The 24,351-nt window shown below is 42.7% G+C and carries 26 protein-coding genes and 2 pseudogenes; 20 read left to right on the forward strand and 8 right to left on the reverse strand.

The features are described from left to right. The first annotated feature begins 659 nt into the window (after nt 1-659). Nucleotides 660-1,151 (forward strand): multiubiquitin domain-containing protein, encoded by a 492-nt coding sequence (locus VIN08_RS25740; protein WP_331971813.1) that lies wholly within the window; start codon nt 660-662, stop codon nt 1,149-1,151. Nucleotides 1,152-1,530: 379 nt separating this feature from the next. Then, nucleotides 1,531-2,949, forward strand: a complete 1,419-nt coding sequence (locus tag VIN08_RS25745; RefSeq protein ID WP_331971820.1) for a ThiF family adenylyltransferase — start codon at nt 1,531-1,533, stop codon at nt 2,947-2,949. Nucleotides 2,950-3,090: 141 nt separating this feature from the next. Here VIN08_RS25745 and VIN08_RS25750 read toward each other — a convergent pair whose 3' ends face one another. Beyond that, entirely contained in the window at nt 3,091-3,300 is a 210-nt protein-coding gene (locus VIN08_RS25750) for a helix-turn-helix transcriptional regulator (protein WP_331971823.1), read from the reverse strand. A 148-nt stretch (nt 3,301-3,448) separates the two neighbouring features. Between VIN08_RS25750 and VIN08_RS25755 the strand changes: the two genes are divergently transcribed. Next, complete coding sequence (locus tag VIN08_RS25755) at nt 3,449-3,760, forward strand: hypothetical protein (protein ID WP_331971826.1); 312 nt, start codon at nt 3,449-3,451, stop codon at nt 3,758-3,760. Nucleotides 3,761-4,173: 413 nt separating this feature from the next. Here the strand turns inward: VIN08_RS25755 and VIN08_RS25760 are convergent, their stop codons facing one another. Then, entirely contained in the window at nt 4,174-4,713 is a 540-nt protein-coding gene (locus VIN08_RS25760; RefSeq protein ID WP_331971829.1) for a YceI family protein, read from the reverse strand. 115 nt (nt 4,714-4,828) lie between these two features. Here VIN08_RS25760 and VIN08_RS25765 point away from each other — a divergent pair, with 115 nt between their 5' ends. Further along, on the forward strand, nt 4,829-5,173 hold the full coding sequence (locus VIN08_RS25765) for a helix-turn-helix domain-containing protein (RefSeq protein WP_331971832.1): 345 nt from the start codon (nt 4,829-4,831) through the stop codon (nt 5,171-5,173). 241 nt (nt 5,174-5,414) lie between these two features. Here VIN08_RS25765 and VIN08_RS25770 read toward each other — a convergent pair whose 3' ends face one another. Next, nucleotides 5,415-6,401: an alpha/beta hydrolase gene (locus tag VIN08_RS25770; RefSeq protein WP_331971835.1), complete on the reverse strand. Its 987-nt coding sequence runs from the start codon at nt 6,399-6,401 to the stop codon at nt 5,415-5,417. Nucleotides 6,402-6,528: 127 nt separating this feature from the next. Here VIN08_RS25770 and VIN08_RS25775 point away from each other — a divergent pair, with 127 nt between their 5' ends. Both VIN08_RS25775 and VIN08_RS25780 read left to right on the forward strand, forming a co-directional pair. Further along, nucleotides 6,529-7,491: a hydrogen peroxide-inducible genes activator gene (locus VIN08_RS25775; RefSeq protein ID WP_331971838.1), complete on the forward strand. Its 963-nt coding sequence runs from the start codon at nt 6,529-6,531 to the stop codon at nt 7,489-7,491. Nucleotides 7,492-7,639: 148 nt separating this feature from the next. Then, nucleotides 7,640-7,972, forward strand: a complete 333-nt coding sequence (locus VIN08_RS25780) for an antibiotic biosynthesis monooxygenase family protein (RefSeq protein ID WP_331971841.1) — start codon at nt 7,640-7,642, stop codon at nt 7,970-7,972. Between the two features lie 159 nt (nt 7,973-8,131). Here VIN08_RS25780 and VIN08_RS25785 read toward each other — a convergent pair whose 3' ends face one another. Further along, nucleotides 8,132-10,207, reverse strand: a complete 2,076-nt coding sequence (locus tag VIN08_RS25785) for a helix-turn-helix domain-containing protein (RefSeq protein ID WP_331971844.1) — start codon at nt 10,205-10,207, stop codon at nt 8,132-8,134. Nucleotides 10,208-10,467: 260 nt separating this feature from the next. On the opposite strand from VIN08_RS25785, the gene VIN08_RS25790 reads away from it, so the two are divergent. From VIN08_RS25790 to VIN08_RS25820, 7 genes and pseudogenes are all read left to right on the forward strand, one after another. Next, nucleotides 10,468-11,061 carry an ankyrin repeat domain-containing protein gene (locus VIN08_RS25790; RefSeq protein WP_331971847.1) on the forward strand — a complete coding sequence of 198 codons (594 nt, stop codon included), beginning with the start codon at nt 10,468-10,470 and terminating at the stop codon, nt 11,059-11,061. Between the two features lie 22 nt (nt 11,062-11,083). Beyond that, complete coding sequence (locus VIN08_RS25795) at nt 11,084-12,160, forward strand: acyltransferase family protein (protein WP_331971850.1); 1,077 nt, start codon at nt 11,084-11,086, stop codon at nt 12,158-12,160. 533 nt (nt 12,161-12,693) lie between these two features. Further along, the gene (locus tag VIN08_RS25800) at nt 12,694-13,167 is read left to right on the forward strand and encodes a DinB family protein (RefSeq protein WP_331971853.1); all 474 of its coding nucleotides are present in this window, start codon (nt 12,694-12,696) and stop codon (nt 13,165-13,167) included. A 249-nt stretch (nt 13,168-13,416) separates the two neighbouring features. Then, entirely contained in the window at nt 13,417-14,184 is a 768-nt protein-coding gene (locus VIN08_RS25805) for an SDR family NAD(P)-dependent oxidoreductase (RefSeq protein WP_331971855.1), read from the forward strand. 24 nt (nt 14,185-14,208) lie between these two features. After that, the gene (locus tag VIN08_RS25810; RefSeq protein WP_331971858.1) at nt 14,209-14,811 is read left to right on the forward strand and encodes a short chain dehydrogenase; all 603 of its coding nucleotides are present in this window, start codon (nt 14,209-14,211) and stop codon (nt 14,809-14,811) included. Between the two features lie 103 nt (nt 14,812-14,914). Continuing rightward, on the forward strand, nt 14,915-15,817 hold the full coding sequence (locus VIN08_RS25815) for a helix-turn-helix transcriptional regulator (RefSeq protein ID WP_331971861.1): 903 nt from the start codon (nt 14,915-14,917) through the stop codon (nt 15,815-15,817). A 350-nt stretch (nt 15,818-16,167) separates the two neighbouring features. After that, a pseudogene (locus VIN08_RS25820) lies at nt 16,168-16,535 on the forward strand (GxxExxY protein). 162 nt (nt 16,536-16,697) lie between these two features. Here the strand turns inward: VIN08_RS25820 and VIN08_RS25825 are convergent. Together VIN08_RS25825 and VIN08_RS25830 are read right to left on the reverse strand one after the other, a co-directional pair. After that, the gene (locus tag VIN08_RS25825; protein WP_331971864.1) at nt 16,698-16,862 is read right to left on the reverse strand and encodes a hypothetical protein; all 165 of its coding nucleotides are present in this window, start codon (nt 16,860-16,862) and stop codon (nt 16,698-16,700) included. Next, nucleotides 16,863-17,150, reverse strand: a pseudogene (locus tag VIN08_RS25830) (DUF6934 family protein); the annotation flags it as partial. A 498-nt stretch (nt 17,151-17,648) separates the two neighbouring features. On the opposite strand from VIN08_RS25830, the gene gap reads away from it, so the two are divergent. Next, nucleotides 17,649-18,638, forward strand: a complete 990-nt coding sequence (gene gap, locus VIN08_RS25835) for a type I glyceraldehyde-3-phosphate dehydrogenase (protein ID WP_414693315.1) — start codon at nt 17,649-17,651, stop codon at nt 18,636-18,638. Between the two features lie 71 nt (nt 18,639-18,709). Here the strand turns inward: gap and VIN08_RS25840 are convergent, their stop codons facing one another. Both VIN08_RS25840 and VIN08_RS25845 read right to left on the reverse strand, forming a co-directional pair. After that, on the reverse strand, nt 18,710-19,954 hold the full coding sequence (locus VIN08_RS25840) for a nucleoside permease (RefSeq protein WP_331971870.1): 1,245 nt from the start codon (nt 19,952-19,954) through the stop codon (nt 18,710-18,712). A gap of 302 nt (nt 19,955-20,256) precedes the next feature. Further along, nucleotides 20,257-21,114, reverse strand: a complete 858-nt coding sequence (locus VIN08_RS25845; protein ID WP_331971873.1) for an NAD(P)-dependent oxidoreductase — start codon at nt 21,112-21,114, stop codon at nt 20,257-20,259. A gap of 283 nt (nt 21,115-21,397) precedes the next feature. Between VIN08_RS25845 and VIN08_RS25850 the strand changes: the two genes are divergently transcribed. The 6 genes from VIN08_RS25850 to VIN08_RS25875 all read left to right on the forward strand — a co-directional run bounded on the left by VIN08_RS25850 (nt 21,398) and on the right by VIN08_RS25875 (nt 23,996). Then, nucleotides 21,398-21,823: an SRPBCC family protein gene (locus VIN08_RS25850; protein WP_331971876.1), complete on the forward strand. Its 426-nt coding sequence runs from the start codon at nt 21,398-21,400 to the stop codon at nt 21,821-21,823. Nucleotides 21,824-21,847: 24 nt separating this feature from the next. Continuing rightward, the gene (locus VIN08_RS25855) at nt 21,848-22,147 is read left to right on the forward strand and encodes an RNA polymerase alpha subunit C-terminal domain-containing protein (protein ID WP_331971879.1); all 300 of its coding nucleotides are present in this window, start codon (nt 21,848-21,850) and stop codon (nt 22,145-22,147) included. Nucleotides 22,148-22,285: 138 nt separating this feature from the next. After that, nucleotides 22,286-22,630 carry a metalloregulator ArsR/SmtB family transcription factor gene (locus VIN08_RS25860; protein WP_331971882.1) on the forward strand — a complete coding sequence of 115 codons (345 nt, stop codon included), beginning with the start codon at nt 22,286-22,288 and terminating at the stop codon, nt 22,628-22,630. Beyond that, nucleotides 22,627-23,121, forward strand: coding sequence for an SRPBCC family protein (locus VIN08_RS25865; protein WP_331971885.1), 495 nt, complete (start codon nt 22,627-22,629; stop codon nt 23,119-23,121). The genes VIN08_RS25860 and VIN08_RS25865 overlap by 4 nt, the downstream gene beginning before the upstream one ends. A 59-nt stretch (nt 23,122-23,180) precedes the next feature. Continuing rightward, nucleotides 23,181-23,597 carry a VOC family protein gene (locus VIN08_RS25870; RefSeq protein WP_331971888.1) on the forward strand — a complete coding sequence of 139 codons (417 nt, stop codon included), beginning with the start codon at nt 23,181-23,183 and terminating at the stop codon, nt 23,595-23,597. A gap of 24 nt (nt 23,598-23,621) precedes the next feature. Continuing rightward, the gene (locus tag VIN08_RS25875) at nt 23,622-23,996 is read left to right on the forward strand and encodes a hypothetical protein (RefSeq protein WP_331971891.1); all 375 of its coding nucleotides are present in this window, start codon (nt 23,622-23,624) and stop codon (nt 23,994-23,996) included. Nucleotides 23,997-24,351 lie beyond the last annotated feature (355 nt).

A 24,351-nucleotide genomic window follows, 5' to 3' on the forward strand; every position in this document is an offset into this window, starting at 1 on the left:
GTCCAATCCTTTTCCTTCAATAAATATTTCAAAGCTTCACCAGGGCTTTGAAAATCCTTCGTGCTTACACTCATAGAGTCCGTTTACTGTCTGTAGTGGGTTTAAAGAACAAAATTAAGCTTCTAATTATAAGGCAATTAGAATGACCAAAGCTAAAGCTTTACTGGAAGTACAAGACAAATATAACCTATTTGGTAACATTCCAAAGTGATTTTTTGACGTACATACCAAAAGTAACCCAAAAGGTAAACAATTACATTTATTTTATTACCTAATTGGTAATTACAGATTTTTACTTTTACTTTTGGATACCTGATTGGTTTTAGCCGCTCAATTGGACGTCAAAAAAAAATCAGGCAGAGTGTCTACCTGATTTTGGAGTAGAAATCTCGGATTAATCGGTCCAAGAAGTTCTTTTGTGATTCGCACTGCAAAAGTACTTACTATTTCTAACCATTCCAAATAGACGCTCTTGTTCTAGTATAGGTTAAGTACTTAAAGTCAGTAAGAGCCCGATTAAAAGTTCAAGTAAACACTTCCAAGTAAAAAAGCGCAAGCTTCCCCTTCTGGGAGTTGCTTTACTCAATCCTGTATTGACGATTGTGTAGAGGGAGGTTTATCACTTGTCTTATTATTTGAACTTTTAATTGGAAACAACAATGAACCAATTTAAGAATGAGGATTTGGCCTCAAAAAAAACCAAAACTTTCAAAGCGTTAGTCGATGACGTTATGGTAGAATTCGACCACCCTAAAGTAACTGGCAAAGAGTTACTGAAGGAAGCAGGCGTAAAAAACCTGGAATGTGTATCACTGTTCCAAAAGCTCAAAGGCTGTGACTTTGAACGAATCAGCCTAAGTGAAGAAGTTGATCTTTCTCATCCTGGATTGGAGAAGTTCGTGGTCAAACCTCCTGACTCTTGGAACTACACGGTTGATGAAGAGCCAGAAACCAGCACAGAGTCGAAGCTGTCAGCAAATCAAATTTTATCCAACGCCGGTCTGACACCTGTCACCGACTATTACTTGGTAGAGTTTGATAGCGCTGGTAATGAAATATCCCACAAGGATACTCCAGATGCTCCGATTAAACTTAAATGTCCTGGATCAAAATTCGTGTCTGTGTTTAAAGGTGAAACCCCTGTTTCATAAACAAAAATATGGCACGAGTTGATTTTATCAATCAATTGAAGGCTCTTGGGTTTCAAACCCAAGAGCTTGACAATAGCATCATAGCGATCGAGTACCTCGTTCCCATTGGAAAGAACAAGGGAAAATTGGTACGGCTTGGATTTCAAGTTCAAGACGACTTTCCTATGAATTGCCCCGCAGGCCTTCATTTCAACGCGACAAACGTAGGTGATTGGAAGGAACCTCGTCAAAATGTAAGCGACAGCCCACTTGGATCCGGATGGAGATATTGGAGCAGACGATTTCCAGATTGGAACCGAACGGATCGATCTGTAAGAACATTCCTTGCACATGTGAGAAACATTCTAACCAGAATCGAATGAAGACGTACAGTATAAATATGACTAGCGCCATCCATGATGCGCTAGTCAAACACTTGATCCGGCCCGATGGACAAGAGGATCTATGTTTTGCTACTTATGTACCGAGCACTGGCGCAATGCGAACTACAGGGATAATTAACGAGATAATTCTCCCTAACGAAGGTGACCGAAACGTGCATTGGAATGTAGGCTTTATGCCAGAGTATTTTGAAAGGGCGATCCGTATTGCGCGAGGTAAAAAACAAGGCTTGGTGTTCTTACACTCGCACTTAACGCCAGGCTGGCAGGGAATGAGCAAAGATGATTTGGTTGCTGAGACTAGACTTGCACCCGCGGCCTTCGCAACTACTTCACTTCCTCTCTTAGGACTAACAATGGGAACCGATGGTGCCTGTAGTGCAAGATTCTGGATAAAAGATCCGCATGTAAAGAGATCATATCAAAGATTTTGGTGTGAGAATGTTAGAGTTATCGGTAAGAAACTTTCAATAACCTTTAATGACTATCTTCTTAAACCTGCCTTCAACTCCGAACAACAACTACGTACCATCTCAGCGTGGGGTCCAAAAATTCAAGAGGATCTGTCCCGGATAAAAATCGTAATCGCTGGACTTGGTAGCGTTGGGAGTATCATCGCGGAAATTTTGGCAAGAGCTGGTTTTTCAAATTTCATTTTGATTGACTTCGACTTAGTAGAATTGAAAAACCTAGATCGATGTAGCGGAATGTTCAAAGAAGATGTTGGACGATACAAAGTAGACACCGTTCGAGATTCAATTTTGAAATCCGCCACCTCTCCAGATGTAAATGTTCGAGTTGTGCCTTTTAGTATTTGCGAGAAGGAGGGATTTCACGCAGCCCTGGATGGCGATGTGGTGTTCTCTTGTGTTGATCGTCCCTGGCCGAGACAAGTGCTGAATTTTATCTCTTATGCGCACTTAGTCCCTGTAATTGATGGTGGAATTTTGGTCAGAACCAACAGCAACAATACTCGAATTATTGGAGCTGATTGGAAAGCACAGACCGTCGGTTACAAACGCGCTTGCCTGGAATGCTTGGGTCAATACAAAACAGAAAATGCAATCCTTGAGAGAAACGGTTTTCTGGACGATCCGAGTTATGTGCTAGGCCTTCTAGAGGATAAGGCCTATAAAGAAGCACACGAAAATGTTTTTCCATTCAGTTCAAACTTGGCTTCGCTCGAGGTGCTGCAGCTGCTAAGCTTATTCATCGCTCCCTCTGGGTTAGCAAATGTTGGTCAACAGATGTTCCACTTTACATTGGGTACGATGGATCAAGATAAAACGAAAGGGTGCTGCCCTGAATGTTACTTTCAATCAATTGTAGGCAAAGGTGATAGCACTGGAGTGCAGGTATACGATCGACACTTAGTAGCGGAGAATGCGAGAGCAATTCAACGATCTACCACTAAATGAGCCACACTTTCAGCACACACCAAAACAAAAAAAGCTCTGAAGATCAGAGCTTTTTTGCAACTTAAGTAGCCGGGACGGGGTACCCCCCGGAGGCAAACTCCTCTATGAAGCCTCGATAGATTCAAGTATATACTACGGAATTTATTTCTTCGTAGGCACCAACAACTCTCTAATATCAACATCAAGTAATCTTGCTACTTCAACAAGAGTTTCCAACGGAGGTTGAACTTCATTGCGGCACCATCGCGATATAGTTGTTGTAGTCATTCCGATTTCTTCTGCCAACCATTTATTGGTTCTTTTCTTTTCCACCAGAACCACCTTGATGCGGTTGATATCTTTATATGCCATCTTAAAGTACTATCATGTATATAAATCAAAATTACTCATTGAGAATCAAACACTTATCAACATAAAATTACGCTATTAGTATTTTATAATACATTTTATATACACAATATGTACCTTTATAGTATCTTCATATCATAATAAAATCTACATGGCGCACGATATAAATCTCATCATTTCTTTAATCAAAGATGATTTAACTAACAACAAACTGGTAAGTGGCCTGAGTAATCTTGGGCTCAGCGCAGGCGATTACCATTTACAATTAAGCGAAACAATCCTAACAATGATTGGCCTGGATACCGAGGATGATTCCATTCACGACCTATATTTCCAGCTAACACAGCAAAGTAAATCGCTTGATCTTTCAAATATCAGCACCCGCGAGCAGCAGTTGAACACCATGGCGCAATCTATATATAGCGAGCTGTTGCGAAGAAAAGCATTGAACAACCAGATTTAATAAGCATCAACAGTCACCATAAAAGAGACATACAGCTACCTTAATCCGGAGGAAGCTGAAGTACGCACGTTCGCAGGCAACCACTAACCAATATATACCGAAACAACCTAACGCAACCCATTCCGGACAAATATACCTATATCTCCGGGTATGGATCGAGTATAGATCAAGTAGGGATGAAGTATAGATAAAGCATGGATAAAGCATGGATAAAGTATGACCAGAGTATCAAAACCGTTCGCAGCGAATAAGGAGGGTATATTTTGGAGTAAACCTATATACCACATCCATAAACTCCTGCAACCTCAATCCCCGCGCACTCCAGCTTCCGGACTTTCGGACTCCCCAACTTTCCCGTCTATCTTCAACTTCCCAACTTAATTAATAATAAAAGAACGTGAACAAGCTGCATGCTATGCGGCAACCTGTTCTGAAACCTGAATGTTGGCAACCAGTTTGATATTCTCTCCCAGTCCTAAATTTCCCGTGTCCGTCAGTACATTCCACGTCATTCCGAAATCCATGCGGTTAATAACACCCGTAACCTCAAAGCCATGTTTTATTACACCCTGTAAGCTCCGTTGTGAGCCACCGTATTCAACATTCAGTTCCACTGGCTTTGTTACACCTCTCAAGGTAAGATCACCAACCATCACAAAATTATTACCGCCTGTGTTCACAAACGATGTGGACTCGAACGTGATCAGTGGATATAAATCAGCGGAGAAAAAATCACCGTTCTGCAAATGAACATCACGTTGCGCCTGGTTGGTGTCGATACTTTTTACGTCAATCGTTAAATAGACTTTAGCGTTGTTAAATCCGTCAGCTTCCGAAACCGCGTGGCCTTCAAATTTCTGGAATGATCCCGTAACCGTGGAGATCACCAGGTGCCTGATCTTGAATAAAATTTCTGAATGTAGCGGATCGATTGTCCATGTTGTTTTTTTCATATTGTTATTTTGATTTTTACGAGCATAAAATTATGTAGGTTTACTATTGAAAAGGTAGTAGTTACCTCGTGGTAAGTAGTTACCTGCGCGTAAGTACCCATTTGAATCAATCATTATGAATCAGAAAACACAGTCATGCCAGCATAAGCTTATGATCACCAGAGATGCACTGGAAGTGATACAAGGCAAGTGGAGATTACCGATTGTACTGGCGCTCACTTTTGGCAACAAGCGGTTTGGCGAACTTCAGCGCGACATCGGCGACATCTCTCCAAAAATGCTTTCACAGGAACTGAAGGCACTTGAAGAGAATAAGATCATTACACGCACGCTATATGACAGCATGCCGGTGACGGTAGAATATTCACTGACACCGCTGGGATTTTCCATGAAGAAAGTGTTAGATGAGTTGCTCACCTGGGGTGCGCATTTCCGGAAGGAGATTGTTACGAAAGGCTAGATCGTATAAGGTCATGATTTGACTAACAACAAACTGATTCCATCCACGACCTATATTTTCAGCTAACACAGCAAAGTGAATCGCTTGATCTTTCGAACATCAGCACCCGCGAGCAGCAGTTGAACACCATGGCACAATCTATATACAGCGAGCTGTCACAAAGAAAAGCATTAAGTTCATATTCGTAAAAACAAAAAAAGGCAACCATCTACCGGCTGCCTCTTCATCTATACTATATATCTCACTTCAAATATTTTTTCAACTCTGCTGCTGCGTGCACGAACATCGATTTTGTGGTAGGTAGTTCGGCAAGTACGTTTAGCAAACCAAAGTCGTGGATCATTCCGTTGTAGCGAACAGTGGTTACTGTAACACCGGCTTCATCGAGCTTGCGGCCGTATGCTTCACCTTCATCGCGAAGTATATCGTTCTCTGCAACCTGAATCAGTGCAGGAGGTAAACCTTTCAGTTGCTCTACAGTTGCCTGAAGCGGAGAAGCATAAATTTGTTTACGCTCAGCAGGGTTGGTTGTATACTGATCCCACATCCATTTCATGATCGAAGTAGTCAGGAAGCGATCTTTACCATACGTTTCATACGATGCTTGCGAGAATGTAGCATCGGTAACAGGCCACAACAGTATTTGTAATTTAATCTCCGGACCTTTTTTCTCTTTCGCCATCAGCGCTGTAACAGCCGCCATGTTACCACCTACGCTGTTTCCTACAACCGCCAGTTTCTTTCCATCTACATTAATCTGGTCGCCATGTTCAGCTACCCATTTAGTAGCAGCATAGATTTCGTTGATCGCTTTAGGGAAGTGAGCTTCCGGTGATGGAGTATAATTAACAAACACAGCAGCATATCCTGAAAGAACCACCAGGTCTCTTACCATGCGCTTGTGTGTAGGATAGTCGCCCAAAATCCAGCCGCCACCGTGAATGAAAATAAACACAGGCAATTTACTTTTCACACCTTGTGGTCTTACAATGTTAAGTTTTACGGTGTAACCATCGGCAGTAATAGTCTTTTCAGATTCTTCTATACCTGAAAGATCAACCTTTACAGATGCTTGTGCTCCAACCAACACCTGGCGTGCATCTTCTTTAGAGAGCGTTTCCAGCGGAGGTCCACCCGCATTCAAAACTTTGAGAAATTCTTTTGTACCATGATCAATGTGCGGATCGGTAGCATAGTTCTGCACTTGTGCATAAATTGTTTGGCTCATAATAGTGAGGATTAAAAGTTTAATTATCGTTTTCATAGTCGTTGTGTTTTGATGGCTCAAAGGTGGAGGCGTTGGAATCATTAATCAAATTAATAATTTTACATCATCATAAGTTTTACTAATAATCATGACGGTACAACAACTGAAATACATTGTGACGCTCGACCAGGAAAGGCATTTCGCGCGGGCAGCAGAAGCTTGTTTTATTACGCAACCAGCACTCACCATTCAGCTGAAAAGTCTCGAAGAAGAGATTGGTGTAAAAATTTTCGACCGCTCCAAAGTTCCTCTTAAACCAACTCCTGTAGGAGAAGAAATTATCGCAAAAGCCAAGCGTGTACTCCGCGAGATGGATGGTATACGCGACCTGGTAGTAGAAAAAAAGAATGTACTGCGAGGCACACTGCGGCTGGGTGTAGTCTCTACGTTGTCGCCTTACCTGGTGCCGTTCTTTATGAATGCATTAGAGAAGGAAACACCCAGGATAGAGTATACCATTAAGGAAGCATCAACCATTCAACTCATGGACGATCTGGAGGCAGGAGAGCTGGATGTTGCACTAATGGCTACACCAACAGGCAGAGCAGGTCTGATAGAGTTTCCGGTGTTTCTGGAACCATTCGTTGCGTACCTTCACACATCACATCCCCAAGCAAAGAATGATTTTTACAAACTCAGTGAGCAAGACAAGTTCGGGTTATTGCTGTTGAACAGTGAGTACTGTTACAATGCACAGTTAATTGATATATGCAGCATCCCCAAAAAGAAAGCCTCGCTTAAGTCTGCTTACGAAATTACGACTATTGAAACATTAAAGAACATGGTTCGCGCCAATTTAGGATTTGCCATTGTGCCCTGGCTTTCGGTGATGAGTGAGCCTAAGTCATCGGTGATAAAAACATTTAAAGATCCTCAGCCTGTTCGGGAGATCAGTCTGGTGGTGGCCGATACATTTACCCGAAAGCTTCTTCTTGAAAAAATGAAGAGCACTATATGGAATACACTTCCTGATCCGCTTAAAAACAAGATGAAGTATAAACACATCAAGTGGGACGATTCACCTTATTTCCTCGACATGACAAACGAGTGATGAAAATATACTATATTAAACGGGTAGCGCAGAAGAACACCATCGAGCTTTTCAGCAAAGTAAGATTGAGCTTTTTAATAAAGCTATATACCTCGTAATCTCAAGACATTTGTATAGTTGATAGAATATACAGACTAAACAAAAGTATATGACACAAATATCGAAAGACAACAAGTGTTTAACCCTGATCAATACATTTCAGGTGGAGCCATCTAAACAACAAGAGCTGATAGCACTGTTAACAGAAGCAACAAACGAAGTTGTGCGCTATATTCCGGGATTCATTTCATCAGCACTGCATCGAAGTCTCGATGGAAAACTTGTTACCATGTACGCGCAATGGGAAAGCATGGAGCTCTATCAAAAAATGCGGGAGAACAAGCAGGCAGCAGACATCTTTATGAAAGCCGCCAGCCTTGCTGATTTTCAGGGAGGATTTTATGAAGTGGTTGAAGTTTTTAATGCAACGTTAAAGCACTAATGCTCCAGCGATACGGCTAAGCACAGGCAGTATAAATAACATTCCTGAGCAAGCGTGAATCATAACGCGAATGTTTGCAACGTAAACTCACACAACGCGGCAAGGTTACAAACTATATATACGATCTGAGTGCTAATCTGATATTATCGAAGAAGAGGCTTACAAATCCAGCACGCCTTCTTCTTCCAGTTCTGTTTTAATCCGGTTATGGGCAGCCCAGAATTTATCTTCTACTTTCTTCATAATCTGCCTGAACTCCGGGTTGTTCTTCAGAGGCTCTACGGTTGGCTCATCGGCCAGCAGCAATACCCAATACTGATAATTATCTTTTTCCGAAAACGCTCTGAAATGTTCCATGGCTTTCGGAATATCGTTCTTGTATATATAGTACATCATCAATTGAAGGTCTTTGTAGATAGATTGATCATGATCAGCATAATCTTTAAAACTGGCCACAAACTCTTCTACTCTTTCCTTTTTGCCCACCTTCTCCAACACGATGGCGATCTTGATATCTTCATTCCGGAATATATCTAATTGCCTGCTGTCGCGGATGCGGATAAATCGCTGCACATATTTATAGGCTTCTTTATAATCCCTCATCATATAGCACATGCTGGCCAATTGCTGCAACACATCCACCCGTGAAGTATCTTTTGCAAGTTCTTTCTCGAGCAGTGCTTTAGCTTTGTGCGTGTCGCGATCTTTCGCATAATCAATAAAGATCTTTATATAGCCAAAGGCATTCTGCGGATAGTAAGCCAATGCCAGGTCTATATATTTCCTCGACTCATCAATAAACCCGTTTTGTAATAGTGCATGACTCAGCCGGAGATATTTATAGCTCAGCGAAGAAGAATCCGTTGTACCCTTGTCGAGTTCAACACCCATCAAAGCATACTTGATATACTTAGCGGTATTCGGATTATAGATGTTATAGTATTCGGAAAGAAAATGTATAGCAAGTGCTGACCCGGGATTATATTCCAGTGCTTTTTCAAAATACGGAACAGCTTGTGCAAGCTCTTGTTTCTGCTGGTAGTACAATCCCTTTGCAATCAAACTTTCGGCAAGCTTGGAGTCCAGCAGCAAAGCTTTATCAGCATAAGCACTTATCGTATCTATATATTGTTTGTTTACCTGGTAGGCATCGAGGTAATAATATACAATAGCAGCGTCTGCATACGCCAACGCAAACTGCCGATCGAGTGCTATAGCTTTATTCAAATGTATTATAGCCTTCTCAAGATTTTCATTACCACCACGATAAAGTAAATCTCTTCCTTTTAAAAACAGATCGTACGCTTCCAGGTTTTCAGTAGGTCTTTTGTCAATGCGTTTTTGTTCATCCGGAGTAATGATTACTTCAATCTCTTCGGCAATGTTCTTCGCGATCTCCTGTTGTAATGTAAAGATATCTTTCACCTGCCGCTTGTATTGCTTGGACCACAGGTGGCGGTCGCTCCTGCCATCAATCAATTGTATATGCAGTAGTATTTCATCACCAACTTTTTGTCCGCTGCCTTCAACAAAGTAATTCGCATCCAGCTCACGCGCCATTTCAGGAATCGACTTGGGTGTATTCCTGTATTTCTCTGCTGATGTGCGGCTGATAACTTTCAGCTCCCGGATCTTCTGAAGATTATTAAGCGTGGATTCCATCAAACCATTTATAAGGTATACATTGGTTGAATCACTGCTCTCGTTCTTAAAAGGCAATACCACGATCGATTTTTCGGATGCCGATAATTTACCGGAGAAGAATATACTATAGATAAACCACGCTATACCACCCGCCACAATTATACCGGCTACTCCAATCCATAGCCACTTCCTGTTTCTGTCAGGCGGCACAACGGCCGGGATAGGGGCCGCCTCTCCTGGTTCTTCTGTGGCGCTTCGCTTGCCGGCCTCTCCCGGAGGATAGCCATAGTATTCGCGAAAACATTTTATAAAATAGGAAGTACTGTTAAAGCCTACCTGGTGCGATACCTCCGAAACATTTAACGGGGTGGTACGCAACAGCTCCATAGCTTTTTTAAGACGCGCCTGACTGATGAGCTGACTTACCGACAGGTTGGTTTCTTTCTTTACCCTCCGCAGCAGGTTCGACCGGCTCATGTTCATCTGGTCGGCAAGCTCCGAAACACCAAACTGCTCGTTGGCGAGATTGCGCTCGATGTTGGCCGTGAGCTCACGCAAAAAATCATTTTCGATAGAAGACGTTTCGGGCATCGTTAGTCCAATAAAAGTATACTTGATCTCGTTTCAGGTTGTCTGAACAATCTTTGCTGCAACAGTATATAAAATGTGTTTCACGGCCAATTTACTACTTAAAATTCAACCGCCTGCGTCATAATTTATACCCTTGCGCCATAGTTTATAGCGTATTCTTCAAAGTTGATGGTTTTCTCCGCAAAGCTTATTAGCCCGCCCTCCATCACAGCGCGTTCTTTACGTCATTCAAAAACACAAAAATTTTAACCATCAAAACCATGAAAAAGCAAGGCGTTCAAACTGTAAGATGCATCCATGTTCTGTTATTCCTCACAGCATTACTGTTAACTGCATGTGGCAGCCAAGGTCAGTCAACCGAAAAAGCTACAGCAGCAACCACTGCCAATAAGGCACAGGCTCCGGCTGTAGACATTCACACTGCGGTGGTAACGGGAAATATAGAGGCCGTAAAGCAGCACATTGCTGCAGGCTCTAACATCAATGAGAAAGATCCATTTGGTGGTTCCAGTCCGCTGATCAGTGCAGCTGTGTTTGGTAAATCAGATATAGCCAAAGTATTGATCGATGCCGGAGCCGATCTCAACTTTATAAACAACGAAGGGTCAACACCACTTCACACAGCGGCTTTCTTTTGCAGACCAGAGATTGTAAAGATGTTGCTCGACAAAGGCGCAAACAAAACCATCAAGAATAAATATGGCGCTACGCCTTACGAAACAGTAGCGGGTCCTTTCAACGATGTAAAAGGTGCATACGACATGATGGCGAAAATGCTCGGCCCTATGGGATTGAAACTTGACTTCGCATACCTGGAGCAAACTCGCCCGGTCATTGCCAAAATGTTAAAATAAAATGGCGCCTGGCACTACCGTTATGAACCGCAGGTATGATATAGACTGGATCAGGGTAATAGCCATCGGCTTGTTGTTACTCTACCACGTAGCCATTGCCTTTCAGCCATGGGGTATGATGATCGGCTTCATTGCCAACCCCAAACCATGGATGGCGCTCTGGACACCAATGACGATGCTTAACATCTGGCGAATACCGCTACTGTTCTTTGTGTCCGGCATGGGTGTTTGCTTTGCCAGCCAGGCAAGAAACTGGAAGCAGCTTATTGCCGAGCGCACACTGCGTATACTGCTGCCGCTTGCAGTGGGCATGATCATTATTGTACCGGTGCATGTATATATATGGCAACGTTACTACAACATGCCCGCCTCCTATATATCGAACGCAGGCCACCTGTGGTTTCTGGGAAACATATTTATATATGTACTGCTGCTGTCGCCTGTGTTGTTTCTGCTAAAGAAATATGAACAGGGCAAGGCAGCTATAACCATCAAGAAAGTATTAAGCAATCCGCTGGGGTTGTTGCTGGTAGTGCTGGCTTTTATAGCAGAGGCTCTTATTCTCGACCCCGTTCCATACGAGCTATATGCCATGACGTGGCACGGGTTCTTCCTCGGACTGCTTGCATTCTTTTTTGGTTTCTGTTTTATATTTAGCGGTGAAGCCTTCTGGAACATGATGCTTCGCTGGCGATGGTTCTTTATTCTGACTGCCATAACACTCTATAGTATTCGGCTGATGAAGTTCCAGATGAGCGCACCGGTATATCTGCTGGTAACGGAGTCTGACCTGTGGATATTTTCTATACTGGCTTTCGCCTATAAATATCTGAACAGGCCAAGTCCGGCACTGCATTACCTGAGCCAGGCGGCTTACCCGGTATATATTCTACACATGATCTTTTTATTCCTCGCATCGTTACTCATCTTCCCATTGAACATAGCAACACCCGTTCAGTTTACATTGGTATTACTCATAACCTTTGCAGGATGTTTTATACTCTACGAGTTCGTTATACGCAGAGTAAAACTCATCCGCCCGCTATTCGGACTAAAAGCAACAACCTCACGAAGTCAATCTATAGCAATGATAAATTAAAAATCTTCCAGCATGTTTCAACTGGACCTCATCCAATCTTTGGCCTGGCGGAGGGCACGTGCGGATTGGATGCAGCCCAGGTGGAACATGCGGGCCTCGCGGCCCGGGAGCGGGCTATGGAATGCATCAAAAAAAGTTAACCGAAAGAACCTATCTTAAAAATTGGCGAAGTAAGATCTTGTTTCATAAAAGGTTTGAGGAAATATATACCAGTAGCTCTTCACTTTCAGCCTTATAACAAGGGTATACTGCAACTGCTGCGCAACAAGGCTATCGTGTAACACCGGTAAAAATAACCATGATCATAAAACAGCCGGTTGCCGGCAAGTGAACGTCATTCTTTATAAACAATCAGGAGGCCTGCCACACCGCAGGCTTTTTTTACACCCGCTATAACCACAAAACACCTTCTGCGTATAGATCATAGCGCAGTCACCATCTGCCATGCAAATTGCCCCTGGTTACAGTGCACTGCATTGTATAATTTTATAACCGGTATATATAGCATCATCCACCATACATCCTATTTTAACATGAACGCACTTAAACTGATGGAGTATAACATTTGGGCACACCGGCTCATTCTTACGCAACTTGAATCGCTGCCGGCAACATTGCTTGATAAACCCTTAGGAGGAAGCTTCGGCTCCATCAAAGCCACACTGGTACATTTACTCTTATCAGACTGGTTGTGGCTTAATCGCTGGAAGGGAATTCCGCTGGCAGATATTCCCGAGTGGCCGCTAAACAACCTGAAGGAGATAAAGCATCGCTGGGAAAGTATACAAGATGAAATGCTTGTCATAGCGCAGACACTCGCCAACGATCCTGAAAAGAATATTGAATTTATAACACGTAAGGGAGCACACCATACTTTACCCTGGGCCGATATAGTCGTGCACGTAGTGAACCATGGCACGTATCACCGCGGACAGATAACTCACATGCTTCGCACAGCAGGAGAGCAACCTGTAGGCACAGATTATTTCCTTTTTTGTGTACAGTAACAGCAATCTCTACATAAAGAAGATAATTATATAGCAGGATATATACCTACTGAAATTTAACGCACGTCCCCGTTAGCGTAAGGCAAGGTTCATCCTCCACATAGTCGGTGCCGCTTTGTTTCAGATAATCACATCTCCATCATTTCTGCATGCCACATTCCGTAAAATGTATAAGCAATGCCTGGAAAGGTATAAGCCCATGACGCCCGTTGATGAGAGCTTTGTATCAACAAAAGCAAACAAAAAAGTATGGAATCAACAAAAAAAATCGCCCTCGTAACCGGTGGCAGCCGCGGACTGGGTAAAGACATGGCTCTGGCCCTCGCAAAAAAAGGTAACGATGTAATTGTTACCTATAACGCCAAAAAAGACGAAGCCCTTGCCGTAGTAGCAGCCGTAGAGCAACTCGGCCAGCGTGCCGCAGCATTACAGTTAAATACCGGTAACGTTAAAAGCTTCGATGCATTCTTTGCCACACTGCAGGCTACGCTCAAAAATACCTTTCAGGCAGAGCGTTTCGATTTCCTCATCAACAATGCAGGCCATGGTATAACAGTGCCGTCCATCGCTGCTACCACAGAAGAGCAGTTTGACGATCTCGTGAACGTGCACTTAAAAGGTGTGTTCTTCCTTACACAAAAAGCTATACCACACATCAACGATGGTGGCGGTATAGTAAATCTCTCCAGCGGGTTAACACGCTTTACCCATCCGGGCAGCGGTGCCTATGCCAGTATAAAAGGTGGAGTAGAAATACTTACCAAGTATATGGCCAAAGAATTAGGCTCACGCTATATACGCGCCAACATTGTGGCACCCGGTGCTATAGCAACCGACTTCAATGGCGGCCGTCTGCGCGAAACACCACAGGTGCAGGAGTATATCAAATCCATTACAGCACTGCCGCGTATCGGGCAGGCCGATGATATTGGCAGCGTAGTAGCCTTCCTGTGTTCAGACGAAGCCAAGTGGGTAAATGGTCAGCGTATAGAAGTATCCGGAGGTATGTATTTATAATATATACCATAGCATATAGCCTATATGAAAAAACGATTTGTAGTTATAGGTGCCACTGGCACCATTGGTAAAGAGCTGGCCAAAACGCTGGAGCAGAATGGCCACGAAGTAATTCGCGTATCGCGGTCGTCTGGCGATTATCGCGCGGATATACAGGACAAGAAAAGTCTGGAAACATTGTTTCAGTCCATCGGTATATTTCACGGTGTAGCCAATGCCGCAGGCGATGTAATGGCAGGACCACTGGAACAACTTACTGACGACAACTATACATTCGCACTGAACAACAAACTAATGGGACAGATAAACCTGGTGCGCACTGCACTGCCCCATATAGCCGATCAGGGTTCGTTTGTATTAGTGTCGGGTATATTATCGCAGGAGCCTATATTCGGTGGTACCATCGGCACGATGATCAACGGAGGTGTAGAAGGTTTTGTAAAAGGTGCTGCACACGAGATGCCGCGCGGTATACGCATCAACTGCGTTAGTCCGAATGTGCTCGCAGAGTCGGTAGCCTATCATCCATACTTTCCCGGCTTTATTCCCGTAGAGGCGTGGAAAGTTGCCAAAGCTTACGAGCGTGCCATGCTCGGCATTATTACCGGGCGCATCATCCCTGTATAATGCTGATGCGAACGCTTTGCTCTGCCCACATGTTTTAACAAACAGTATATCTCCCGCAGGCGCGGAGGTATACTGTATAATTCTGTAACTTTATACAACCGCCATGCAAAACACATTTATCGATATACCTACTATTGCCGACCTGCACAAACTCTATAGCTATACGAGTCCGCGGCATCCGCTGGTATCGGTTATTGAATTAAAAGATATAACACGCGATAACTTTCGCCCCGAAGAAACATTTTATCGCCTCGGGTTCTACTCCGTATACCTCAAGCAACTGAAGGGCGTAATGCGCTATGGCAAATCGTATTACGATTTTGACGAAGGCACGCTCATGTTTACTGCACCCGGCCAGGCGGTATCTACCACGCGCGAAATACCTTATAAAGAAGGCTGGGGATTATTCTTTCATGCAGACTTACTCTATCGAACCGACCTCGGCAGAAAGATACACCAGTACTCATTTTTTCAGTACGATGCCAACGAAGCCCTGCACGTATCTGACGATGAAAAAACTATACTGCGCAACTGTGTTGATAACATAAGGCGCGAGTATATGCAGAACATAGACAACCACTCGCAGCATGTTATACTCAGCAACATAGAACTGCTGCTGAATTATTGCAATCGCTTTTACGACCGCCAGTTTATTACCCGCGCCAAAGTAAACCACGATATAGTACAGCAGTTTGAAAATTTACTGCTCGCCTATTTCTCGCCCGACACACTGATAGAAACAGGACTGCCCGATGTAAAATACTTTGCCGACCAGCTAAACCTCTCCCCTAACTATCTTTCCGATCTGCTCAAGAGATATACCGGCAAAACCACGCAGGAATATATACACTTGCAGGTAGTGGAGAAAGCCAAATCATTACTGTGGAGCTCCGATAAATCCATCAGCGAAATTGCCTACGAACTGGGCTTCGAACACCCATCGCACTTCACCAAAATATTCAAGACCAAGATGGGCGTATCGCCTAAAGAATTTCGGTTGAATTAAACATGCGGGGCAAGAAATGGAAGAAAATTCGTGAGCTCCTGATTCACTGGCCTGTTTCCATTTCCGAAAAAATATCAATATGTTTAACCTTGTTGAATTGATATAGCGTAAATATATTTCAGATATACTATACTAAATAAAATTACATGGCAAACGTTACATGGATGGTGCTAGCTTATGATCGTTTTGATACAGATGCAAGATCGTTATTACCACTTAGAAAGATTTACTGGCCAATATAGTCCGAGCTATGATTTGATTGATTATACGAATACTTTGATTTGTTAGGTGTTGTGATTAATAAGAACTATCCACTGTCTGAACTTACGGGCAAAATTATAGGCTGTGCTATGGAAGTACATCGCCACCTTGGCAATGGCTTTCAGGAAGTAATTTATCAACGTGCGTTGAGCATTGAGCTAAATCTTCAAAACATGAACGCGAAATGGAAATACCACTCTCGTACAAAGGAAAAGATATCGGAACAAGGCGAGTTGATTTCTTTGTGGCAAACCAGATAATGGTAGAAATAAAGGCTGTAAAAGAATTAGAAGATGTTCACCTGGCACAAGCTATCAATTATTTAGAAGCCTACGGTCTTGATATAGGGCTCTTATTGAATTTCGGCAATACAAGTCTTCAATTCAAACGGGTTATGAAGCCAGGAAAATCACAGTTACCAAATCATAGTATATCCCGCAATCAACAAAAATCATAGTTCAGACAATCACCGTAACCAAATTCCGGCAAAGTATAGCCTATTCATCTGGCAGCGATGGAGTAGAACTCTTTCATCTTGTTGAGAATTTTAGGTTATTTTCTAAAATGAAAAGGAGACTCATTTGAGCCTCCTTCCAAATATTTTCTTTGCAATGAATATCTATTTGATTAAGCCTGCTTTTTTTAAATTCTTTCTGGCGCGATCGATCTTATCTTTAAAAGGAGCAACTTCTCCTTTTTCTAACTTTTTAACAAAAGTTTGTAGCTTCTTCAGTTCTTGATCGGTGAACTTGTCTTTCTTATTCTGCTTTGCCAGTATAGCCATTTAATTGCAGTTAGCTTTGTTAAAACTACAACTTTCTTCTAAAAGGTATTCAAATGATAGGTTGTCTTTGAAAGCTGTAATCTGTCCATTTGTAAAACCCTTTACATCGTAAAGGAGTTCAATCTGCCTCCAATGTCTACTTATAAGCTTTCTATATACTTCAGCTCTTTGTTTGTTACTTCCTTCAACATGAACTGTTGCATCGGGATGATGATTAAATAAAACAGACAGTGTTGATGCCACTGTATAAAAAGTAGTAATGATGTCCCCATTATTACTTTGAACCTGGTCGTCTACTTTAAAAGTACCGGATTATTATCGTATATCATGTCACCGAATCCCCAATTATAATATTTGCGCCCACCCCTTTCGATAGGTGAGAATACAATTAGTTTAGGGATTACTTTTTTGCCACGACTGAGAAAGATAAAGAATAGCTCGTCTCTTTCAATTATATAACCTCGTTTAAAAAGGGGTAAGCATCATCAACCATTTACAGCCAACTTTTAGAATCTTTATTTTGGATGCAAAAGAAAAAGTCCTTACATCCAATATTTCAGTTCAGTTCATTTACCCTATGCATTGAATGATGATGGACAATTTCCCTTCAGCGCTAATTGAAATTCTGGCAGTATATATTTACCGTGATTGCAAACGCTTTCGGTGTAAGTGTGCGTGTGTCAGTAAAATTATTCTGTTTTATATGGCAATCCACACTGTGCAAAATGAATTTACTGATGTGCGTTACTGTTTTCACAGTAGATAAAAAACCAAAGTATAAATTGTATGAAAGTAGCTATTAACGGGTTCGGCAGAATTGGAAGAATTACTTTCCGTTCTTTGCTAGACAGAAAAAATGTGGACGTGGTGGCCATCAACGATATCACCGATATCAAAACACTGGCTCAGTTGTTCCGCTATGATTCGCTGCACGGAGTATTCCGCGGTGAAGTAGGTTACGATAACGAGAACCTTATTGTAAACGGAAAGAAGATCCGGGTATATGCCGAGAAAGATCCATCCAAATTACCATGGAAAGCATTGGCGATAGATGTAGTGCTGGAGTCCACCGGTCTTTTTACAGAGAAGGAAAAAGCGGAAGCGCACATTCATGCCGGTGCTCGTAAAGTGGTAATATCTGCACCTGCTACTGGCGAACTGAAAACTATTGTACTGGGTGTAAATGATAATACATTGGATGGAACCGAAGCCGTTGTGTCCAATGCTTCGTGTACTACCAACTGTCTGGCACCCCTGGTAAAAGTGCTTGAAGATAATTTCGGTATAGAAAGCGGCTACATGACAACTGTACACGCCTATACAGCTGATCAACGTTTACAAGATGCACCACACAAAGATTTGCGCAGGGCGCGTGCTGCTGCAGTATCGATCATCCCTACAGGCACCGGTGCTGCCAAAGCATTAGGTCTGGTTATACCTTCGGTAAAAGGAAAGTTAAATGGTTATGCATTGCGTGTTCCCGTACCGGTAGGTTCAGTAACAGACTTTACTGCAACACTGAAAAAGTCAGTGACGAAAGAGGAGATCAACAAAGCCTTTGAGAAAGCATCGAAAGAAGGATCGCTGAAAGGCTATCTGAAATACTCAACCGACCCGCTGGTATCGGCAGATATAGTGGGCGATCCATCGTCTTGTATCTTCGATAGCGATCTTACTATGGCGAACGGAACAAATGTAAAAGTTGTGGGCTGGTACGATAATGAGTTTGGATACTCTAATCGTACTGCCGATCTGATCGAGCGGATAGGAGCCTGACACAACCTATATATAAATGAAAAAGCCAGCACAAACGCTGGCTTTTTCTATATAAATTTCTTTTCGATAGATCAGGCGTGCGCACTGTTAGTTGACAAGGTGGGATCGTGTTTATATTTGAATACAAATGGAAATACAATGCCCAGCACCAGGGTATATCCTGCAAAAGCAAACCATATACTTTGCCAGTCGCGTATGCCATCAGTTGTAAAGTAATCAACTACCCATCCGCTTAACATACCTCCCAGAAAAGCCCCAACACCATTTGTCATAAACATAAACAATCCCTGGGCACTCGACAGAATTGAGTTGTCGGCTTCATTCTTTACAAAGAGTGAACCGGATATATTAAAGAAATCGAATGCCATTCCATAGATGATCATGGAAAGAACAAGGAGTATAAATCCTTCGCCCGGGTTTCCTATACCGAACAATCCGAAACGTAATACCCATGCAAAGATGCTCATGAGCATTACTTTTTTGATACCAAATCGTTGCAGGAAGAATGGTATAGTAAGAATGAACAGCGTTTCGGATATCTGTGATATAGACATGAGTATACTCGGGTGCTTCACGGCAAATGAATCCGGATATGAAGCACTGAAGTCGTGAATAAAAGCTTCACCAAATGTATTGGTGATCTGCAACGCAGCTCCCAGAAACATGGCGAAGAAGAAGAACACGGCTGTTCGTGGTTTTGCAAAAAGTACAAAGGCGTCTAGCCCCAGCGTTGAAAGGAGTGATCCACTTTTCTTTGCACGCGCAGGCGGGCAGGCAGGAAGTGTAAAGGCATATAGTCCTAACAGTACCCCGGCCGTTGCACTTACATAAAGTTGAATAGGGCTCAGCGACCATTTGCCAAGATCAATTACCCACATGGCAAATACAAAACCGACAGTTCCCCATACGCGAATAGGCGGAAAGAATTTTACAATGTCGATACCTTCTTTTTGTAGCACAGCATACGACACGGAATTATTCAAGGCTATAGTAGGCATATAGAACATGGAGTTTACCAACATGGTAATATACATGGTGCTATAGTCTGTGATTTGTGCAGCGTAGTATAAAGAAGCTGCTCCAATGAGATGGCTGATGCCCAGCAAGCGTTCAGCGTTGATCCACCGGTCAGCAATAATGCCTATGATAGTAGGCATGAACAGCGAGGCAAGTCCCATGGTGGCATAGATGCTGCCGACTTCTCCTCCGGTAAATTTGAGGGTAACGATCATATAACCGCCCATAGAGATCAGCCAGGCACCCCAGACAAAAAACTCCAGGAAATTCATTACGATAAGACGGTTCTTAACACTCATCAAGGTTTGGGTTCAGGTAGAATTTCTTAACTATAAATTGTTTTGGTGTCGCCAATATAAAGGCATTTTATTCAAAAATTAAGAAATTTTAATATCTGCGTGAACAATCTGTTCGATGTTGACAATGGCCGCAATTTTAAATGAAAAAACCGCGAGTTTCTATTGCTCGTATTCCCGGATTTTAAAGACTCACAAACGGTTTCAAGATGGCTGGCTATAGGAAAAAGAAACAGAGCCGAAAAAAATGAGAGGCCCGTCATTTGCCGACAGACCTCTCGTTACGGAAAAAAATATTTGAAAATTTATTGTTGACCGAGATACTTGATGATCGCGATAATATCTTCTTCACCAAATTTTGTTTCCGCCTGCTGAAACGAGTTATGAGCAACTTCGCCCAGGGGTGTCGTTAGTCCTTCAGCTTTGGCAAGGCGCAGGTCTTTGGCAATATGTTTCAAGGCAAAGGCTGCCTGGTATTGATTGTTGATGATAGCATCACCCTTTATTTTGCCAAATATATTTCCCAGTGCGCTGTTGTTGAAGATCGTAATAAAGTTCTCCGGCTTCACGCCATGTTGCTGTGCAAACAAAACAGCTTCTGCCAATCCTTGCGCATGAAAGCCCAGGAGTATATTTATAGCGAGCTTCGCAGTATTGCCTGAACCTGTATCGCCAATATGAATTACTAATTTACCCATTCGTTCCAGCACAGGTTTAGCCTGGTGAAGTATAGATGCTTCACCTCCAACCATAATTACAAGTTGACCTTCTTCTGCCTGTTTAACGCTGCCCGACACGGGTGCATCGAGATAATAGTTTCCTTGTTGCTCGCATAGCGGAGCAAGCTCCCTGCTGATGCCGGGGGATACCGTACTCATATTAATAATGATCTTGCCGGAAAAATTTGCGTGTAACAACCCATTGGTGCCGGTAAAGATCTCGCGTGTTGCCTCATCATCCGAAACCATGAGTATTACTATATCGGATTGTTGCAGCACCTCTGCCGGTGTTGCTGCGGCCTTTGCGCCCGTAGATTGTAATGCGCTTTCTTTTGCTTTGTTTCTATTGTATACGGTTACCGGAAAGCCGGCTTTGATCAATTGCTGCGCCATAGGTATACCCATCCTGCCAAGACCAATCCATCCAATTTTTATAGTGCTCATAGTATAGCTGATTAAAAAGATTTAAAACTCAAAGATTGGTAACGATACACACTATACACTTACCAGATGGTAAAAATTATGAGACAGGTTTTTTATCGTGACCAAAAGAGATTTAGAAAGAAATTATTCCGAATGATATATAGAGAAGGTGCGAACAACGAAACTTTTACTTTGTCGTGATCAACCCCATAGAATGTCGCTATTCACCAACCCCTCAGCCAAATTCTTGTCATAAGTTTGTCATGTAAACAACGCAACAATCAACATTAAATCAATAACCCTTATGGAAACATCCGTTAAAACAGAGATCACTGTAGAAGCCATGGTAAAAGCTCCTGTTGAAAAAGTTTGGACTTACTGGACAGAGCCAACGCACATTACAAAATGGTGCCAGGCATCAGAAGACTGGCATGTGCCCTATGCCGATAATGATGTAAAGACTGGTGGTAAATTCAGAACGACCATGGCCGCCAAAGACGGAAGCATGAGCTTTGATTTTGATGGTATATATACCAACGTGCAAAAGCATAAGGAGCTTGCCTATGATATTGCCGATGGACGCAAAGTAAAGATCACCTTTACATCGCAAGGTAACGAGACGAAAGTAACGGAAATATTCGAAGCTGAAGGGACCAACCCGATCGAAATGCAACGGGGAGGCTGGCAGGCTATATTGGATAACTTTAAAAGATATACCGAGTTGCATTGATCGATAGCAGTTTTCTTTCCTGATATGCCAGCGTCAAAAAAGAATTTGCGCGTGTGCAAGAATGGACATCAATACTATAAAAGCAGCGATTGCCCGACTTGCCCGATCTGTGAACAGGAGAGAAAGCCAATGGAAGGTTTTCTCTCACTGATCGCAGCGCCGGCCCGAAGATCATTGGAACGTATAGAGGTAAAATCTCTTCAGGAGCTTTCGCGGTGCACAGAAGCCGAAATTGCTGCGCTGCACGGTATGGGGCCAAACGCTTTGGCAAAGCTTCGCGCGGCAATGGCCGAAGAAGGACTTTCATTCAAAGAGAAGTCGTAACAACAATTCATACTTCTTGAACCAGAGACCAAGACTATATGTATAAACAGGAATTAAAATCCTGGAAGAAAAACGTATAAAAAATTGTGTAAGTGAATGCTTACATATAAATTCGTAAGCAAATACTTACATATAGATATGACCGTACACGCAAGGAGGGATGTATTTCAGGCAATAGCCGATCCTACACGCAGAGAGATTTTAAACATGATTGCGTATCAATCGCTTAACCTGAATGCCATTGCAGAAAAGTTTGATGTGAGTCGCCCCGCTATATCACAACATATTAAAATACTAACGGAGTGCGGGCTGGTTATTATTCGCGAGCAAGGCAGAGAGCGGTATTGTGAAGTGCAGGCACAGAAGCTCACAGAAGTAGCGGATTGGCTGGAGCCCTTTCGTAAATTATGGGAACACCGCTTTAGCAAGCTGGATACGTTATTGGTAAAAATGCAATCAACTAAAAAAACAAAGAAACGATGACATCCAAGAATCAAATCAAGATCGTTGCCGAACAGGGCAAACAGGAGCTCTATATCTATCGCGAATTTGACGCTCCACGTGAAGCGGTATACCGTGCATTTGTAGAGCCGGAGTTAGTAGTGCAATGGCTCGGACCATTGAACATGAAAATGAAAATTGAGAAATACGATATACGCACAGGTGGCTCCTATCGATATATACATACAGACGGACAGGGCAATGAGTATGCATTTAATGGTGTAGTGCATGAAGCCACAGCACCAGAGCGTGTTATACAAACGTTCGAGTTTGAAGGACTGCCTGAACGCGGACATGTTAGTCTTGATACAGCATTGTTCGAACCACTACCAAATAACCGTACACGATTGGTGATGCATTCCGTATTTCGTTCGCTGATGGCGCGCGATGGTATGGTTATGTCGGGTATGGAACAAGGACTAGGTGAAGGATTTGCCCGCCTGGACGAACTGCTGGCCGTGCAGGTACAGTAAAAATCTATACCTATAGATAGAAATATAGTAAACACCTCACCCCTAAACTATATATCTCTATGACAAAAGAATTTTGGATTAACCTTCCGGTAAAAGATGTAAAGAAATCGAAAATATTTTTCACCGACCTCGGTTTCTCTTTCAATCCGCATGGTGGCAATGGAGAGAATTCCGCCTGCCTGCTGATGGGAAACAAAAATATAGTGGTAATGCTTTTTGAAGAGCCGCTCTTCAAAGGTTTTACCAGCAATGAAATTACGAACACGCGACAGACTACGGAAGTATTACTCTCTTTTGATGCAGAGAGCCGCACGGAAGTAGATGAAATTGCCAGGAAAGTAACTGCAGCAGGCGGTGCTATTGTAAGCGGTCCTGGTGAGAGACAGGAATGGATGTATGGATTCGTCTTCTCCGACATTGACGGACATCGGTGGAATGTACTTCACATGGACATGACTAAAATGCCGAAGGGCTAATAAAGTATATATAAATTTTATGTTATGACTAAAACACTTAAAAGTATAGGCGCTGTTCTGGCCGGACTGATCGCCATCTTTGCTCTATCGCATGTAACTGATTTGATCTTGGAAAAATCCGGTGCGATGAAACTTCCGTTCGATACAAATCCTCTGTGGCTGAAACTGTTTGTTACCATTTACCGAACAGTTTATGTAGCGATAGGTTGTTATATAACAGCAGCGCTGGCTCCCGCTAAACCCATGAAGCATGTATATATACTGGCATCCATTGGCGTGGTGCTGGGTATACTAGGTGCTGTTGCTATGTGGCATGAGCCCCCGCATTGGTACCCGATTGCGCTGATAGTGCTTTCTATCCCGGCAGCCTGGGCGGGAGGTAAATTAAGAGCCTCGTGAATTTGTTATGCCTCGGGATTAATCCTGGGGCATTCAATGCCTGCTTTTCCTAAAATCGAATATGACTTTTTATTAAATGAAATTTTATCTAATTTCATCTCAGTCGAGATGGATTCGTAAATTACCTGTGCTTTAAAGAAATTACGCGTACGCGTTGGAGACTTGATCGTCCTCTTAATTTTTTTATCGCCCCCTCAGTAAATCTAACTTTTCTCCTGCAGACCCCGATGGCTATATCGAAAAACGCACATAGTATATATGTTGCGAAGGTCTGCGGTTTTCAGTATCCTGTATATGATTTTTTATTTACGCATATTGGGCAACTATATTCCTGTAATTCGTATAGTATATTTCA

This window comes from Ohtaekwangia sp. (genome assembly GCF_036568665.1).
In the GTDB taxonomy this organism is placed as follows: Bacteria; Bacteroidota; Bacteroidia; order Cytophagales; family Cyclobacteriaceae; genus Ohtaekwangia.

Excerpts from the sequence above, each read along its gene's own strand:
- VIN08_RS25740 (WP_331971813.1), top strand. The coding sequence starts at position 660 with ATGAACCAATTTAAGAATGAGGATTTGGCCTCAAAAAAAACCAAAACT.
- VIN08_RS25745 (WP_331971820.1), top strand. The coding sequence starts at position 1,531 with ATGACTAGCGCCATCCATGATGCGCTAGTCAAACACTTGATCCGGCCC.
- VIN08_RS25750 (WP_331971823.1), bottom strand. The coding sequence starts at position 3,300 with ATGGCATATAAAGATATCAACCGCATCAAGGTGGTTCTGGTGGAAAAG.
- VIN08_RS25755 (WP_331971826.1), top strand. The coding sequence starts at position 3,449 with ATGGCGCACGATATAAATCTCATCATTTCTTTAATCAAAGATGATTTA.
- VIN08_RS25760 (WP_331971829.1), bottom strand. The coding sequence starts at position 4,713 with ATGAAAAAAACAACATGGACAATCGATCCGCTACATTCAGAAATTTTA.
- VIN08_RS25765 (WP_331971832.1), top strand. The coding sequence starts at position 4,829 with ATGAATCAGAAAACACAGTCATGCCAGCATAAGCTTATGATCACCAGA.
- VIN08_RS25770 (WP_331971835.1), bottom strand. The coding sequence starts at position 6,401 with ATGAGCCAAACAATTTATGCACAAGTGCAGAACTATGCTACCGATCCG.
- VIN08_RS25775 (WP_331971838.1), top strand. The coding sequence starts at position 6,529 with ATGACGGTACAACAACTGAAATACATTGTGACGCTCGACCAGGAAAGG.
- VIN08_RS25780 (WP_331971841.1), top strand. The coding sequence starts at position 7,640 with ATGACACAAATATCGAAAGACAACAAGTGTTTAACCCTGATCAATACA.
- VIN08_RS25785 (WP_331971844.1), bottom strand. The coding sequence starts at position 10,207 with ATGCCCGAAACGTCTTCTATCGAAAATGATTTTTTGCGTGAGCTCACG.
- VIN08_RS25790 (WP_331971847.1), top strand. The coding sequence starts at position 10,468 with ATGAAAAAGCAAGGCGTTCAAACTGTAAGATGCATCCATGTTCTGTTA.
- VIN08_RS25795 (WP_331971850.1), top strand. The coding sequence starts at position 11,084 with ATGAACCGCAGGTATGATATAGACTGGATCAGGGTAATAGCCATCGGC.
- VIN08_RS25800 (WP_331971853.1), top strand. The coding sequence starts at position 12,694 with ATGAACGCACTTAAACTGATGGAGTATAACATTTGGGCACACCGGCTC.
- VIN08_RS25805 (WP_331971855.1), top strand. The coding sequence starts at position 13,417 with ATGGAATCAACAAAAAAAATCGCCCTCGTAACCGGTGGCAGCCGCGGA.
- VIN08_RS25810 (WP_331971858.1), top strand. The coding sequence starts at position 14,209 with ATGAAAAAACGATTTGTAGTTATAGGTGCCACTGGCACCATTGGTAAA.
- VIN08_RS25815 (WP_331971861.1), top strand. The coding sequence starts at position 14,915 with ATGCAAAACACATTTATCGATATACCTACTATTGCCGACCTGCACAAA.
- VIN08_RS25825 (WP_331971864.1), bottom strand. The coding sequence starts at position 16,862 with ATGGCTATACTGGCAAAGCAGAATAAGAAAGACAAGTTCACCGATCAA.
- gap (WP_414693315.1), top strand. The coding sequence starts at position 17,649 with ATGAAAGTAGCTATTAACGGGTTCGGCAGAATTGGAAGAATTACTTTC.
- VIN08_RS25840 (WP_331971870.1), bottom strand. The coding sequence starts at position 19,954 with ATGAGTGTTAAGAACCGTCTTATCGTAATGAATTTCCTGGAGTTTTTT.
- VIN08_RS25845 (WP_331971873.1), bottom strand. The coding sequence starts at position 21,114 with ATGAGCACTATAAAAATTGGATGGATTGGTCTTGGCAGGATGGGTATA.
- VIN08_RS25850 (WP_331971876.1), top strand. The coding sequence starts at position 21,398 with ATGGAAACATCCGTTAAAACAGAGATCACTGTAGAAGCCATGGTAAAA.
- VIN08_RS25855 (WP_331971879.1), top strand. The coding sequence starts at position 21,848 with ATGCCAGCGTCAAAAAAGAATTTGCGCGTGTGCAAGAATGGACATCAA.
- VIN08_RS25860 (WP_331971882.1), top strand. The coding sequence starts at position 22,286 with ATGACCGTACACGCAAGGAGGGATGTATTTCAGGCAATAGCCGATCCT.
- VIN08_RS25865 (WP_331971885.1), top strand. The coding sequence starts at position 22,627 with ATGACATCCAAGAATCAAATCAAGATCGTTGCCGAACAGGGCAAACAG.
- VIN08_RS25870 (WP_331971888.1), top strand. The coding sequence starts at position 23,181 with ATGACAAAAGAATTTTGGATTAACCTTCCGGTAAAAGATGTAAAGAAA.
- VIN08_RS25875 (WP_331971891.1), top strand. The coding sequence starts at position 23,622 with ATGACTAAAACACTTAAAAGTATAGGCGCTGTTCTGGCCGGACTGATC.